Consider the following 15,526-nt stretch of genomic DNA (forward strand, 5'->3'; position numbering starts at 1 on the left):
GCGACGGGTTTCCTCTTCCCGTTGCGGTCCGCCAAGCCGTCGCAGGTGGTCGCAACACCTGCGGCGGCGGTTTCAGACTTCCTCGAGCACGCCTCCCTGCTGATCGGACGACCGCCGAACGCCGCCGCAGGACTGGCGCACCACGAGCTTGCACGGCAGCTGGCGGACACCCGGCTCGACCGGCTTGCCTTCGGCAAGCTCCAGGATCAGGCGTCCGGCCTCGCGGCCGAGTTCCTTGAGATTCATGTCGACGCTGGTGAGCGGCGGGCGCGTTGCGGCCGACACGATCTCCCAATTGTCGAACCCGACGACCGAGACTTGATCCGGCACCACAATGCCGCGCTCGCGCAGGGCATCGACCACGCCGCGGGCGATCTGGTCGTTGCCGCAAAAGACCGCGTCGGGCTTGTCTCCGGCCTCACTCCAGAGCCGCCCGACCGCCTCGTGCCCCCAGGCTTCCGACCACGGGCCGTGCAGCACCCTGCCCGCTTCGCCCACTACGGCGCGGAAGGCCCTGGCCCGTTCACCAACCGACACGAAAGTCTCCGGCCCCGTGACATGAACGATGTTCTTCCGCCCCGCCTGCACCAGCCACTCCACCGCTTCGCGCGCGCCCTGCGCATCGTCGCTGACCAGGGTGATGGCGTCCTCGGGGCCTTCGGTGAAGGCATAGACCACCGGCATGGGCAGGCCGCTGAGATCGACGGGCAGGCGCCGGTCGATGCGCTTGCCGGTGGCGATGATGCCGTCCACTTGCTTGTCGAGCATGGCGTCGACATGCACCTTGCCCAGCGCCGCATCGTCCTCGATGCCGCACAGGAACACCGACACGCCCTGGTCGACCAGGGCTTCGGATACCCCCGCCATCACCGGCAGGGTGAAGCGGCCATAGGTGTCGTTGGTGAGGAGACCCACGGTAAAGCTACGATGCTTGGTCAGCGCCCGCGCCATGGCGTTGGGCCGAAAGCCGAGCGCCGCCGCCGTCTGCTTGACGCGCGTCCGGGTTGCCTCGGTCATGCGCCCGGTATCGTTGAGAGCCTTGGAGGCCGTCGCCACGCTGACGCCAGCGACGCGGGCGACATCGTAGATGCGGATGCGCTCTGCCTTGGCCACGTCAGCGTACCTCAAAGGAAAACCCTTTTCTCATGTTTGATAAAACGGTTTCTCAGTTTTCGTCAAGCGCGATCCCATCACCGCCCCACGTCCACATAGGAACCACCGCGGCACTCCTTGAGGTAATCGAGGGCGCGCACCTGCCCGGTCATCTCGAGCGCATCGCGATAGACCGGATCGTGCCAGCCTTCGATGTCGATCGAGCCGCTCCACCCGGCCAGACGCAGTTCGGAGATGATGTCGACCCAGTTGCTGTCGCCGAAACCGGGCGTGCGCATGAAGACGAACTTTTCCTTGCCGAAGATGCCGTGCTCGCGGATCACCTCCCAGCGGATGGTGGCGTCCTTGCCGTGCACGTGGAAGAATTTGTGCGCCCATTTGCGGATCTGCGGCAGCGGGTCGATGAAATAGACCATCTGGTGGCAGGGCTCCCATTCGAGCCCGATATTGTCGTCCGGCGTCTCGTTGAACATCAGCTCCCAGGCATCGGGATTGTGCGCGATGTTCCAGTCGCCGGTCTGCCAGTTGCCATCCATGGCACAGTTCTCGAACGCGATCCTCACGCCCTTGTCGGCGGCGCGCTTGGCCAGCTCCGACCAGACGTTCCTGTACTGCGGCAGGCTATCGGTCAGCGGCTTGTTCCGGATGCGTCCGGTAAAGCCGGCGACGCAGGTGGCGCCGAAATGGTGCGCATTGTCGATGCAATCCTTCCAGCCCTGCAGGGTCTGGCGGTCCATCTCCTGGTCCTCCAGCGGATTGCCGAACATGCCGAGAGTGGAGATGGTGATGTCGCGCGCGCCGATGGCGTCCTTGCAGCGCTTGCCCAGTTCCGCCAGGTCCTGCCCGTTTGTGGTCTGCCAGAAGAAGGGCTCGAAACTTTCAAAGCCCAGGTCGGCGATGGCGGCGATGTTTTCCGGCGCCTTGCCCGCCGTGGCCTGGATCATCGTGCCGATGCGGATGGATTTGGCGGGGTCGCTCATGGGCAGGTCCTTCACGAAGTAATGGTGACGCGCTGGCCGGTGCGCGCGCTCTCGATCGCGGCGAACACCATGGCCAGGCTCTTGATATTGTCGGTGCTGGCGGTTTCTGGCGCCCGGCCCGCCTCAAGTGCATCGAGGAATTCGGCAATGACGCTGGCGTGGCCATGCGTCCGGCTCTCGTTGGCGGGCGGCGGCACATCGATCTCCACCAGGTCGCGGAAAAAGCCGGTATCTCCCGAGACCACGCGCGCCTCGAAGCGCTCGGCGCCGTCCCAGACCAGCGTGCCCTTGGTGCCGGTGATGCGCCAGGCGCTTTCCCAACTGGTATTGGCGCCCTCGGCACACCAGGAGCCGCGATAGTTGAAGACGATATCGTCCGCGAACTCGAATATGGCGTTCGCCGCCGCCCCGTGTCGGTACCACGAGCCGCGCGGATTGGTTTCGAGGCAATAGACGGCCTTCGGCGCCGTCCCGGCCATGAAGCGCGCGGCATCGAGCGTGTGGATGGCCATGTCGAGCAGGAGCACGTGGTCCATGTCCTCCCGGAAGCCGCCGAAATGGGCGCCGATGAAGAAGTCGCAGTTGAGGCTGGTGATCTCGCCCAGCGCGCCGCTTTCGATCAGCCGCCGGATGCGCCGCACGCCGGGAATGAAGCGCCGGTTCTGGATGATGGCGTGCACCCTGCCCGCCGCTTCGGCTGCCGCGATGAGCCGGCGCGCCTCATCCAGATTGCCCGCCATCGGCTTTTCGCTCAGCACATGACAGCCTTGGGCGAGGCCGATCTGGACCACGCCAGCGCGGGCGGCGGGAATAACCACGTCGAACAGGAGATCGGGCTTCGTCTCGGTTAGAACCACGTCGAGATCGGTGCCGATGACGGCATCGGCGAGATCGAATTCGGCGGCGCGGGCTTCCGCCGTGGCACGGTCGATGTCCACCATGCCCACCATGCGCACCCGGCCCTTGAGCAAGGGATGCTCGGTGATGGCCGTCAGCCAGCCCTTGGACATGCTGCCGCAACCGGCGAGCACTGCCGTGAAAACCACGATGATCCTCCCTCTGGACTTTGCCTCATGCTTGCCGTCTTCTGCGGTCTCGCACGGGCAGGTCCCGTAAACGTTTACGACGATAAGCGGTGCAATTCCGCTCTGTCAATGGGCTCCGTAAACGTTTCTGGAGGAGTGGAAAACCGCATGCGCGGAGGAGCGAAAGCGTGAAGGGTATCAAGCGTCTGGCGCAGGATCTGAACATTTCGATCGGCACGGTGTCGCGCGCGCTCAACGGAAAATCCGACGTCAGCCAGGAGACGCGGGCGCGCGTGATGGAGGCCGCCGCCGCCATGGGGTACGTGCCCAACCAGGCCGGCCGCTCCCTGCGCAAGGGCAACACCAACGCCATCGGCTTCATCTACGAGGGCGAGGTCGGCACGACCGGCCATGGCGACACGTTCTTTCTCGGCGTCTTCTCCGGCGTGCAGGACGTGTTGAGCCGGCACCATCTCGATCTCGTGGTGCTCCCCTGCCCGCGCGATGACGACCCTACCGAGCATGTCCGGCGCATCATGGCGCGGCGCATGGTGGACGGGCTCATCGTTTCGGCCACCCGGCGCAAGGACAGCCGCATCGAGCTCCTCAACCGCGCCGGCATTCCCTTTGTCGCGCTCGGCCGCTCCAGCACCCCGGGCACGTACCCGTGGCTCGATCTCGACTTTGCCGGTGTCGCCGGCCAGGCCACCGACCGGATGGTCGCGGCGGGGCATCGGCGGATCGCGGTTGCCGTCCCGAGCAACGACGTCAATCTCGGGTTCGTCTATCTCGAAGGCTACAAGCAGGCGCTGGCCCGGCACGGCATCGCCTTCGATCCCGAACTGGTGTTGCGCGTCGCCTCCTCGGAGGAAGGCGGCTATCAGGCGGGCCATGAATTGCTCAGCATGGACAACCGCCCGACGGCGGTGCTGCTGATCTACGAGCTGATGGCCATCGGCCTTTACAGGCGGCTCAACGAGGCGGGCGTCCGTCCGGGCCGGGACGTGGCGGTGGTGGGCTTTCGCGAGTCATCGCTCTCGCGCTTCCTCTCGCCCACCCTCACCAGCTATCGCATCTCCCTGCGCTCCGTCGGCGTCATGCTCGCCGAAGCGCTTTTGGCCAGCATGCCCGACTATGCCGAGCACTATCCGATGGGCCTTGTGCATCGCGTCCTGCCGCTCGAACTGGTCGAAGGGGAAAGCGATACCACGTTCGTCAGCGCCGCGGGTCGACGAGAACGCGACCCTTGACCTGTCCCTTCAAGATCCGCGCCGCCCGATCCGGCAGGTCCGCAAGCCCGACCTCCTCCACATTTCCGGCATAGGCCGCGAAATCGAAGTGTTCGGCGAGGCGCGACCAGGCCGCTACCCGCGCCGCATAGGGCTGCATGACACTGTCGATGCCGGCCAGCGTCACGCCGCGCAGGATGAACGGCAGGACATTTGTGTCGAGGCTAATTCCGGCCGCGTTGCCCAGCGCCGCGACGGCCCCACCATAGCGGATCTGCCGCAACAGCTTGCCCAACACGTTGCCGCCGACGCAGTCGATGGCGGCGGCATAGCTTGCCGTTTCCAGCGGCTTGTCCGGTTGCGATAGGAACTCTCCCCGCTCCAGCACCGCGTGCGCACCCAGCGCGCGCAGCATGTCCGCATGTTCAGGCCGCCCGGAGAGGGCGGTGGCGCTGTAGCCCAGCCTCGCCAGCAGCGCGATGGCGACAGACCCCACGCCACCGGCCGCACCGGTCACCAGTACCTCGCCGCTCTGTGGCGAAATGCCGAGCGCTTCCAGCCGGTCGATGGCGAGCATGGCGGTCAGTCCCGCCGTGCCGATCACCATGGCGTCCCGCGTCGACATTCCCTCCGGCAGCGGCACCAGCCAGTCCGCCTTCACCCGCGCCCGCTCCGCGTAACCGCCCCAATGCGTCTCGCCGACGCGCCAGCCGGTCAGCACCACCCTGTCGCCGGCGCCGTAGCGGCTGTCGCTGCTCTCGCGCACCGTGCCCGCAAAGTCGATGCCGGCGATATGGGGGAATGTGCGCACAAGGCCTCCCTGCCCCGTGAGGCAAAGCCCATCCTTGTAGTTGAGCCCGGCCCAGTCGATGTCGACCGTCACGTCCCCTTCCGGCAGCTGGGCGTCCTCAAGGGTCTCGACGCTCAAGGTGATGGTCCCGTCATCGCTGCGCTGGCTCAACAGGGCGCGAAAGCTCATGGTTGGTCTCCCTTTCGATTTTGGCTTGCGAGCATGGCGCAAACGCCGGTGCGAGGAAACCCTCGCCGCCCTAGCGTGCGAGGTCCAGCAGTCGCTGCCAGACGGTGTCCGCGATCGTCAGGCCCTCGTCCATCGCCTTTTGCTTTAACGCGCGACCGCGTTCACCGGGGATGCGCACGCCGTCAAACCCCTCGGCCGGCGCCTCGGCGCGCAACAGCTCCAGAAATGCCGAGACGGGTGCCAATTCGGTATCGATGAGGATGAAGAGGTCCGCCTTGTTCGCCGGCATTGTCGAATCCAGCGTTCCCTTGACGTCCCGGCCGATGGCCGATCCGGCGAGCGCCGTCAGCAGCAGCTCGAAGGCCAGGCCCAGTGCATAGCCCTTGGCGCCGCCGAAGGGCGCGATGGCGCCATCCCGGCCCCTGGTCGCGTCCGTCGTCGGGTTGCCCTCGGCGTCGAGCACGAGGCCCGGCGGCAGCGACGCGCCGCGATTGGCGTGGTCGTGCACCTCGCCCATCGAGATCACCGAGGTGGCCGTATCCATCATGAAGATGCCATCACCGGTCGGCATGCCGATGGCGATGGGGTTGGTGCCGATCATCGCCCGACGGCCGCCCCAGGGATGCACCAGCGCCTCGCTGGTGGAAAAGGCGATCAGCGTCTTGCCCGCCTCGGCGACGCGGTCGGCATAGAAGCCGAGCATGCCGATATGCTGGGCATTGGCGATGGCAGCGATGGCCACGCCCTGCGTTGCTGCGCGCTCGGCCAGCGCATCGAGCGCCGCCTGCGCCACTACCGGCCCCAGGCCCTGCCGGCCGTCGACCTTCAGCACCCCCGGCGCGGTCCAATCCTGCACGCCCTTGGTCAGCGGATCACACACGCCATTGGCGATGCGTTCCACCAGCCGCGGCAGGCGCAGCAGGCCGTGCGAAGCGATGCCGCGCATCTCCGCATCGAGCAGCAGGTCGCGCTGCAGCGCCGCGTGTTCCGCAGGGACGCCCGCTTTGGCGAGAACGCGGTCGGCAAGGTCGGTGATTTCGGCAACGGAACGGTGCGGCATGGGAGATTCGGCTTTGTGCGGAGCGGCGCCCAGACTGGCACGGATGGAGGCGAAAGTCTTCCGCCCCCTCAGCGGGATCGCCCTCTCCCGGTTCCAGGTTCTCGTCACCACCGGGCTTGTCCCGGTGGTCCATCGCTCCGCGAGATGGATTGCCGAAACGCGTCCGGCAATGACGGCAACACGTCCGCCGGGAGAGGGGAACTAGCGCCCTACCCCGCCGCTTCGGTCGCAGCGATGGCGGCCATGTTGACGATCCCGCGCGAGGTGACCGTGGGGGCCAGGATATGCGCCGGCTGCCGAGTCCCCATCAGGATCGGGCCGATATGGAGACCGTTGTTGAGCTCCTTGAGCAGCGTCATGGAAAGGTTTGCCGCTTCCAGATTGGGGAAGATCAGGAGGTTCGCTTCGCCCTTCAGGACCGAGTCGGGGATATAGCGCTCGCGCAGTCCCTCGTTGAGCGCCAGATCCCCCTGCATCTCGCCGTCGACCATCAGGTCCGGCGCCACCGCCTGGAGAGCCTCGTACACCTGCCGCATTTTCTCGCTCGTCGCCCCTTCGCGCGAGCCGAAGTTCGAATAGCTCAGCAGCGCCGCCTTGGCGTCGATATTGAAGCGCTTGAGATGGTCGCGCGCCTGCAGGGTGATGGCGACCAGTTCTTCGGCCGTCGGGTCGATGTTGACGTAGGTATCGGCGAGGAAAAACACGCCGCGATTGAGCAGCAGCATCGAGAGCGCCGAAAGCTGGCTTGCGTTCGGCGCCAGCCCGATGATCGAATGAATATCGCGCGCGTGCTTGATGTAGCGCCCCTGCAGGCCGCAGATCAGCGCATCCGCCTCGCCTCGGCGCACCGCCAGCGCGCCAATGACGGTGGTGTTGGTGCGCACGATGGTGCGGGCCGTGTCGGGCGTCACGCCCTTGCGGCCAACCAGCGAATGAAACAGCGCCACATAGTCGCGATAGCGCGGATCGTCCTCGGGGTTGATGACCTCGAAATCCTTTCCCTGCCGGATGGTTAGCCCAAAGCGCTCGAGCCGTGAGTCAATCACCGACGGGCGCCCGATCAGCAGCGGCTTGCCGATGCCATCTTCGAGCATCACCTGAGCCGCACGCAGCACGCGCTCGTCCTCGCCATCGGCAAAGGCGATCTTCTTGCCCGCGCTCTGCGCCCGCTCGATCATCGGCTTCATCACCAGCCCCGAGCGGAACACGAATCGCCGTAGCTGGTCGCGATAGGCATCGAAATCGGCAATCGGCCGCTGCGCCACGCCCGAGTCCATGGCCGCCTTGGCCACGGCCGGCGCGATGCGCAGGATCAGCCGCTGGTCGAAGGGATTGGGAATGAGATAGTCCGGCCCGAAGATGGCCGGCACGCCATGCGCAGTCGCTTCCAGCCCCGGCTCATGCGCCAGCTGGGCAATGGCCCGGGCGGCGGCCGCCTTCATCTCCTCGTTGATGATGGTCGCCCCGCAGTCGAGCGCTCCCCGGAAAAGGAAGGGGAAACAGAGAACGTTGTTGACCTGGTTCGGATAGTCCGAGCGCCCCGTGCAGACCATCGCATCGGGCCGGGTTTCCCTCGCCAGTTCGGGCATGATTTCGGGGATGGGGTTGGAGAGCGCCAGGATCAGCGGATTGGGCGCCATCTCCTTCATCATTTCGGGCTTGAGCGCCCCGGCCTTGGAGAGCCCGACATAGATGTCGGCGCCGGCCATGACCTCGCTGAGTTCGGTCTTGTCGGTGTCCTGCGCAAAGGCGCCGCGCCAGCGGTCCACCGAATTGTCGCGCTTCTTGGTCACGAGACCCTTGCTGTCGGCAATCCAGATGTTTTCCCGCTTGGCGCCGACCGCGATCAACATGTTCATGCAGGCGATCGCCGCCGCCCCTGCCCCCGAGGTGCAGATCTTGACCTTGCCGATATCCTTGCCGACCAGCCGCATGGCGTTGAGCACGGCTGCGGCCACGATGATGGCGGTGCCGTGCTGGTCGTCATGAAACACCGGAATGTTCATGCGCTCGCGCAGCGTCTCCTCGATCTCGAAGCACTCGGGCGCCTTGATGTCTTCAAGGTTGATGCCGCCGAAGGTCGGCTCGAGCGGCGCGACGATCTCGATGAAGCGCTTGGGGTCCTGTTCGTTGACCTCGATGTCGATCGAGTCGATGCCGGCGAACTTCTTGAACAGAACCGACTTGCCCTCCATCACCGGCTTGGACGCCAGGGCGCCGATATTGCCCAGCCCCAGCACCGCGGTGCCGTTCGAAATCACCGCGACCAGATTGCCCTTTGAAGTATAGCGATAGACGTCGAGCGGATTGGCCGCGATTTCCTCGCAGGGCGTGGCCACCCCCGGCGAATAGGCGAGCGAGAGATCGCGCGTGTTCGCGAGGGGCTTGGTCGCCACCACTTCGAGCTTTCCGGGGCGCGGAAACTCGTGGAAATGCAGGGCGGCGTCCTTCAGGCTCTGCGCCTTGTCGTCGGACATCTGGTTTCTCCCGTCGTTATTTTTCGTTCCAACCCCCTTCCAGAGCAGGTCACGCGACCCGAGGGAAGTTAGGCGTTAGTCGCACAACCCAGGCTACAACCCCATACTCGGCCTGCGCAGTGCTCCGAATCTTGTATGGTAGCAACAGTACTTGAGCTTGCGGGAGACGGAAACATGGCGGCAGCGGCGAAGGTTTCCGAACAGGCTCTGCGTCTGCGCGAGAGGCTGCACGACGCCGATCCCACTGAGGGCGTCAGCCTCGATGGTCCCGCAGGAGAGGCCCTGGCCGCCTTCGCCCAGAGCGGCGTTGCCTTCGTGGCCGCCGATCCGGCGATGGAACAGCGGCACCGCGACGCCGTGCGCGAGTTGATGGCCTGCATCAAGCCGACGGCGGGCGCGCAGCCCATCCTCAACGAAGGCGGCATCTACCACGGCTGCTGACTCGAAAGCACCGGCACGATCAACGCTGAACTCCTCAGCCGCTTCGTCCCGCAGGTCGCCGCCGACACCTTTGCCGCCTTCGCCCGGCATCAGCGCGAGGATGGCCTCTTCCCCTACAAGCTCACCCAGGACGGCCCGGCTTTTTCGCAGATCCAGACCGTCACCCCCCTCGCTCGCTCCGTCTGGACCCACTATGCCGGCACCGGCAGGGATCGCGCCTGGCTGAAGCGGCTCTATGACGCCATGGCCCGTAACGATGCCTGGCTCGCCCGCTGGCGTGATACGCGGGGCACCGGGGGCGTCGAGGCCTTTTGCACCTACGACACCGGACACGATCTTTCCGCCCGTTTCTGGCACATCCCCGACTCGCCAGCGGGCAATGATCCGAAGCGCTATCGCACCGACAATTCGCTCCTGCCGCTGGTTGCCCCGGACCTCACGGCCAACGTCGCCTGCCAGCGGCAATATCTGGCCCTCATGGCCGGGGAGTTGGGCGAGGACGCCACCGTCTGGCAGGCCAGGGCCGCCGCAAGCGAGGAAGCGCTCTTTGCCCAGTGCTTCGATGCCGAAGATCATTTCTTCTACGACCGCGACCCGCATGGACGGCTCCTGCGCGTGCAGTCCGACGTTCTCCTGCGCGTGCTGGCCTGTGAAATTGGCGACGAGGCGTTCTTTGCGACGGCGCTCGAACGCTACCTGCTCAACACCGGCAAGTTCTTCGCCAAATACCCCTTCACCTCGCTGGCGCTCGACGATCCGCGCTTCGACCCGGCTTTTGACTACAATTCCTGGTGCGGCCCGACGAATTTTCTCAGCCTCATCCGCGCACCCCATGCCTTCGAGCAGCACGGACGCCATGTCGAACTGACCTGGATGATGCAGCCGATCCTGTCGGCACTCTTTCGCGCCAGCCGGTTCGCCCAGACGCTCAACCCCTTCACCGGCGAGGCGGGCTTCACCGAGGTCTACTCTCCCTCGATCCTTTGCCTTCTCGATTTCGTCGAGCGCCTCTCGGGCATCCTGCCGCGTGCGGATGAGACGCTGTGGTTCACGGCGCTCGTCCCCATCCAGATCGACCATCGCGACAAGGCGCACGCGACCGGCTATCGCCGCGCCGTGGACGGTCAGCGCTTCGAGTGGATCAATGATGGCGAGACGGCCCACGCCTTCGGGGGCGCCGAGTGGCTGTTCAGCGTGCCCAACGGCGTCCGCGTCACCACCGACCGCCAGGGGCAAATCCGCTCCCTGACCGGAATGAGCGCGACCACCATGACCGGCACGCTCGAAACGCCCGCAGCCAGCGTACCGCTCTCCCTCTCGCCCAACGAGGTTCTCGCCCTCACCGCCACGGGCCTGAAACGCGCACGCCCGTCCCGGCTCACCCTGCCGACCTTTTAGTCCATCCGTCAAAGCGAAGAAGACCAGTGTATCGGCTTGATTGGTTCATTGTTCCTGATACACAAGTGCAGTCTTTCAAAGCCCAAGATTTTCCATGAGCCGCAACTTTCTGGTCGTTGACCCCGAAGAAAACATCGAGGTGCTCAAGGGCCTCGCCTCGCCCATCCGCGTACGCATCCTCAAGGCGCTGCACGCCGAAGGGCCGCTGAACGGAAACGAGTTGGCCGAGCGGCTGGACCTGCCGCAATCGACCGTCTCCACCAACATCCAAATTTTGGAAACGGCGGGGCTGATCCGCACCGAGACGCAGAAGGCGCGCAAGGGCAACCAGAAGATTTGCCACTCCACCTTTGACGAGGTGCTGGTGATGTTCAAGGAAGCCATCGCCCCGCTGGGGGACAACGTCATCAAGGTGGCCATGCCCTTGGGGCTCTACACCAGCTGCGAGGTGTCGGCGCCCTGCGGGCTTTGCTCCACCGAAGGCATCATCGGGCTGCTCGACGTGCCGAACACCTTTCTCGACCCCGACCGGATGAAGGCTGGGTTGATCTGGTTCACGCGCGGATTTCTTGAATACCAGTTCCCGAACAACGCCAAACTCGCGCAGAACACTATTGAAAGCATGGAATTTTCGCTCGAACTCAGCTCCGAAGTCCCAGGCACTTCAGCAGACTGGCCGAGCGACATCACCCTTTCGGTCAACGGCACCGAGATCGGTACCTGGATGTCGGCCGGCGACTATGGCGACAAGCGCGGCGTCTATACCCCGCACTGGTGGAAGCTCAAGGGCAGCCAGTACGGTCAGCTCAAGAGCTGGCGCGTCACTGCCGATGGGACCTATGTGGACGGAATGAAGATTTCGCCCGTTTCTCTCAGCGATCTTGACCTGGCCAACCACCACTCCATTCGCCTGCGCATCGCGGTGAAGCCGGAGGCCAAGCACCCGGGCGGCATCAATATCTTCGGGCGCGGCTTCGGCAATTACGACCAGGATATCGTGCTGCGCCTGCAGACGGCGCGCTGAGCGGGCGCAGACTGTTCCCGCAAGATTGCCCTTGCACCCGACCCCGCTCCTCTTATAGAACACCTTAGCTGATATAAATCAGAAAAACGGGTATAGGGGAGGATGGAGTGAAGGCTACCGTCATCGCAAACAAGGACTACACGATCTCGAAAATCGACGATCGTGTCTATGGGGCATTTCTCGAGCATCTGGGCCGAGCCATCTACGAGGGCATCTACGAGCCCGACCATCCGAGCGCCGACGAGAACGGCATGCGCGGCGACGTGATGAAGCTCGTCAAGGACCTCGACATTCCGGTGGTGCGCTACCCGGGCGGCAATTTCGTGTCGGCCTACAACTGGGAAGACGGCATCGGGCCGCGCGAGGAGCGCCCCACCCGGCTCGACCTGGCCTGGCACACCTCGGAAAGCAATGCGGTCGGCATCCACGAGTTCGCCGACTGGTGCGCCAGCGTCGGCACCGAGATGATGCTGGCGGTGAACCTGGGATCACGCGGCGTCGACGAGGCCCGCAACTTCCTCGAATACGTCAACCATCCCGGTGGCTCGTACTGGTCCGACCTGCGCATCAAGAACGGCCGCAAGGAGCCCTGGAACGTCAAGCTCTGGTGCCTCGGCAACGAGATGGACGGCCCCTGGCAGGTCGGCCACAAGGATGCCGACGAATATGGCAAGCTGGCCGCCAACACGGCGCGCGCCATGCGCATGTTCGACAAGTCGCTCGAGTTGATCGTCTGTGGCTCTTCCCACTCGGACATGCCCAGCTTCCCCGATTGGGAGCGCATCGTGCTCGAGCACACCTATGACCATGTGGATTACATTTCGCTCCACATGTACTTCGCCAACCGCGACGACAACACGCCCAACTATCTGGGCCTCAGCCACAAGCTCGACCGCTACATCGAGACGGTCGCCTCGACCATCCGGCAGGTCAAGCACAAGAAGCGCTCGAAGAAGGACATCTACATCTCCTTCGACGAATGGAACGTCTGGTACCATTCCAACAAGAAGGATCGTGAGATCCTCGATGGCAACAGCGGCTGGCCGCATGCGCCGGGCCTGCTCGAAGACATCTACAACTTCGAGGACGTGTTGATGGTGGGGTTGATCCTCAACACCTTCATCCGCCGCTCAGACGTGGTCAAGATCGCCTGCATTGCCCAGCTGGTGAATGTCATCGCCCCGATCATGACGGAAAAGGGCGGCCCCGCCTGGGCGCAGACCATCTACTACCCGTACTACTTCGCCTCCGTTTTCGGGCGCGGCTCGGCCCTGCAGCTGGTCACCAGCTCGCCCGGCTACGAAACCACGCACGCCGCCGACACCAGCTATGTCGACGTTTCGGGCGTGCATAACGAGGATGAGGGAATGCTGACCTTCTTCCTCGTCAACCGGCACCCGAGCGAAGCCATCGAAACGGAAGTCAGCCTGCAGGGCTTTGCCGGTGGCTCGGTCACGGACCACCAGGTCATGACCCACCCCGACCTCAAGGCCGTCAACACGGCCGGCAAGCAGGACGAGGTCAAGCCGCGCAAGGGCGACGGCGCTCGAATTGCCGATGGCAAGCTCAGCGTCTCGCTGCCGCCCTATTCGTATCAGATGGTGCGGGTGCAAATCGGCTGACGCGAACGTGTCTGCAAGCTGCGAACACAGCGATTATGACTACGAAATCAAGCACGGGCGCATCAGCAACGATGTGCCCGTAAGCTTTTCAAATCATGATTACTGATTTGTATCACGAAAGCCATTGACAAGGCTAACCCCCCGTTTAAGTATGATAAATGACGGCACTGGAGGGTGCCGAGAGCAGTGCGCGAGACGCGCCTTGCAAGGGAGGATACATCGATGGATAGACGCAGTTTTCTGATCGGCACGACCGCCATCGGCGCGCTGATGGCCGCCGGCAAGGGCCTGGCCTTTGCCCAGGAGGCAGCCGGTGCGGTGCCGGATCTGGCCCAGTTTCCGCGCAATGAAACCGTCATTGTGCACAACCCCGAGGGCGTGATCCGCAATCCCGGCTGGTTCAACCTGTGGGTGAACGGTGGCGGCGGCCTTTCGACCGGCCTGCAGCAGCTGACGGCCGATACGCTATGGTACATCGACCCCGAAGCCGGTGTCGAAGGCGCCAGCGAGAACGCCATCTACAATTCGCTGGCCGAAGGGCCGTGGGAATACAATGACGACTTCACCGAAATGACGGTGAAGCTGCGCAAGGGCATCATGTGGAGCGACGGTGTGGAGTTCACCGCCGACGACGTGGTCTATACCGCGCAAAAGCAGATGGACACGCCCGGCATGGGCTGGAGCGGCGCCTTCTCGACCCAGGTGGCCGAGGTCACGGCCCCCGATCCCTACACCGTCCATTTCAAGCTCAAGGCGCCCAACTCCCGCTTCCACGCCGTGATGTCCGTGCGTTGGAACGCGGCCTGGATCATGCCCAAGCACGTGTTCGAGAAGGTCGACGACGTCCTCACCTTCGACAACAATCCGCCCGTCAGCCTGGGGCCGTACACGCTCCATTCGTTCGACCCGAACGGCACCTGGTACATCTGGGAAAAGCGCGCGGACTGGGACAAGACGACGCTCGGCCTCGTCGGCGAACCCAAGCCCAAATACATCATCTACCGGAACAACATTTCCACCGATAACCGCCTCATCGAGATGCGCAACGGCGATCTCGACATGATCCACGACCTGTCGCCCGAAGGCACGTTCTCCATCGTGCAGCAGGATCCGAACGTGCATGGCTGGTTCGCCGGCTTCCCCTACGCCCACCCCGATCCGACGCTGGTCATGGCGGTGTTCAACCACCAGAACCCGCTATTCCAGGACAAGCGTGTGCGCTGGGCCCTCACCCTGATGCTCGACGCGCGCTCCATGAGCATGGCGAGCTATCGTGGTGCCGCGACGCTCTCGGCCATCTCGGTACCGCCGACCGGCACGCATCCGCGCGACTACCACAAGCCGATGCAGGACTACCTCATGAACTACGAGGTCGACACCGGCACCAGCAAGGTCAAGCCCTACGACCCAACCATCGGCAAGCAGATCGCCGACATGGTGCGGCCGCAGTTCGGCGACGCCGTCCCCTCCGAGCAGGAGGCCATCGACGGCGCCTTCGGCTACGGCTGGTGGAAGCAGGATCTCAAGGCCGCCGAAGAGCTCCTGACGGCTGCCGGCTTCACCAAGAACGGCAATCAGTGGATGACGCCGGAGGGCCAGCCCTTCCAGTTCAGCGTGCTCGTGCCGCAGGAAGGCGTGGTCAATCGTCTTGGCGTCATCATCGCCCAGACCTGGTCGCAGAATGGCGTGCAGGCGACGGCGGAAGTGGCGACCGACATCTGGGATCGCACAGGTGCCGGCGACTTCGCGGTGGAAATGGGCTGGGCCGTGGAAACCTGGGGCGGTCATCCCGACCTCAGCTTCTTCCTCGACAGCTACCACTCCGAATATGTGGCCAAGCCCGGTGAAATCCAGCCAGCCCGTAACTGGATGCGCTGGACCAATCCCAAGCTCGACGAGATCATCGAGAAGATCCGTGGGATCGACTTCAACGACCCCAAGGGCATCGAGTACGGCCAGGAGTTCGTCAAGCTCCATCTCGACGAGATGCCGAACATCCCGATCATGGCCTACAACGTGTTCTCGGTGCAGTCGAACAAGTACTGGACCGGTTGGCCCAATGCCGAGAACAACTACGCCAATCCGGTGACCAACTGGTCCAACGGCAAGACGATCTTCACCCAGATCTCTCCCGCCGACGGCGCGGCGTAAGCGTCCCTCCCCGGACGGTCCGACGCA

At 64.4% G+C, this 15,526-nt stretch carries 12 protein-coding genes; 6 read left to right on the forward strand and 6 right to left on the reverse strand.

Annotated features, from left to right (window positions below; all coding sequences use genetic code 11):
* Nucleotides 1–72: 72 nt before the first annotated feature.
* From IC608_RS07145 to IC608_RS07155, 3 genes are all read right to left on the reverse strand, one after another.
* Nucleotides 73–1,128: a LacI family DNA-binding transcriptional regulator gene (locus IC608_RS07145; RefSeq protein WP_191774012.1), complete on the reverse strand. Its 1,056-nt coding sequence runs from the start codon at nt 1,126–1,128 to the stop codon at nt 73–75.
* Nucleotides 1,129–1,190: 62 nt separating this feature from the next.
* A complete protein-coding gene (locus IC608_RS07150) occupies nt 1,191–2,093 on the reverse strand; it encodes a sugar phosphate isomerase/epimerase family protein (RefSeq protein ID WP_191774014.1) in 903 nt (300 codons plus the stop codon).
* Nucleotides 2,094–2,104: 11 nt separating this feature from the next.
* Nucleotides 2,105–3,139: a Gfo/Idh/MocA family protein gene (locus tag IC608_RS07155; RefSeq protein ID WP_191774017.1), complete on the reverse strand. Its 1,035-nt coding sequence runs from the start codon at nt 3,137–3,139 to the stop codon at nt 2,105–2,107.
* A 167-nt stretch (nt 3,140–3,306) separates the two neighbouring features.
* On the opposite strand from IC608_RS07155, the gene IC608_RS07160 reads away from it, so the two are divergent.
* On the forward strand, nt 3,307–4,368 hold the full coding sequence (locus IC608_RS07160) for a substrate-binding domain-containing protein (RefSeq protein WP_191774019.1): 1,062 nt from the start codon (nt 3,307–3,309) through the stop codon (nt 4,366–4,368).
* Here IC608_RS07160 and IC608_RS07165 read toward each other — a convergent pair.
* From IC608_RS07165 to IC608_RS07175, 3 genes are all read right to left on the reverse strand, one after another.
* Nucleotides 4,334–5,326 carry an MDR family oxidoreductase gene (locus IC608_RS07165; RefSeq protein ID WP_191774020.1) on the reverse strand — a complete coding sequence of 331 codons (993 nt, stop codon included), beginning with the start codon at nt 5,324–5,326 and terminating at the stop codon, nt 4,334–4,336. The genes IC608_RS07160 and IC608_RS07165 overlap by 35 nt on opposite strands.
* Before the next feature lie 70 nt (nt 5,327–5,396).
* On the reverse strand, nt 5,397–6,386 hold the full coding sequence (locus IC608_RS07170) for an Ldh family oxidoreductase (RefSeq protein ID WP_191774022.1): 990 nt from the start codon (nt 6,384–6,386) through the stop codon (nt 5,397–5,399).
* Between the two features lie 209 nt (nt 6,387–6,595).
* Nucleotides 6,596–8,863, reverse strand: coding sequence for an NADP-dependent malic enzyme (locus IC608_RS07175; RefSeq protein ID WP_191774024.1), 2,268 nt, complete (start codon nt 8,861–8,863; stop codon nt 6,596–6,598).
* A 174-nt stretch (nt 8,864–9,037) separates the two neighbouring features.
* On the opposite strand from IC608_RS07175, the gene IC608_RS07180 reads away from it, so the two are divergent.
* From IC608_RS07180 to IC608_RS07200, 5 genes are all read left to right on the forward strand, one after another.
* Complete coding sequence (locus IC608_RS07180; RefSeq protein ID WP_191774026.1) at nt 9,038–9,304, forward strand: hypothetical protein; 267 nt, start codon at nt 9,038–9,040, stop codon at nt 9,302–9,304.
* Between the two features lie 18 nt (nt 9,305–9,322).
* Nucleotides 9,323–10,702, forward strand: a complete 1,380-nt coding sequence (locus IC608_RS07185) for an MGH1-like glycoside hydrolase domain-containing protein (RefSeq protein WP_428055133.1) — start codon at nt 9,323–9,325, stop codon at nt 10,700–10,702.
* 94 nt (nt 10,703–10,796) lie between these two features.
* Nucleotides 10,797–11,726 (forward strand): ArsR/SmtB family transcription factor, encoded by a 930-nt coding sequence (locus IC608_RS07190; RefSeq protein WP_191774030.1) that lies wholly within the window; start codon nt 10,797–10,799, stop codon nt 11,724–11,726.
* A 107-nt stretch (nt 11,727–11,833) separates the two neighbouring features.
* Nucleotides 11,834–13,348, forward strand: coding sequence for an arabinosylfuranosidase ArfA (arfA, locus tag IC608_RS07195; RefSeq protein WP_191774032.1), 1,515 nt, complete (start codon nt 11,834–11,836; stop codon nt 13,346–13,348).
* 270 nt (nt 13,349–13,618) lie between these two features.
* Nucleotides 13,619–15,499, forward strand: coding sequence for an ABC transporter substrate-binding protein (locus IC608_RS07200; protein WP_191775391.1), 1,881 nt, complete (start codon nt 13,619–13,621; stop codon nt 15,497–15,499).
* Nucleotides 15,500–15,526: the final 27 nt, after the last annotated feature.

It is taken from the genome of Devosia oryzisoli, assembly GCF_014837245.1.
Classification (GTDB): domain Bacteria; phylum Pseudomonadota; class Alphaproteobacteria; order Rhizobiales; family Devosiaceae; genus Devosia; species Devosia oryzisoli.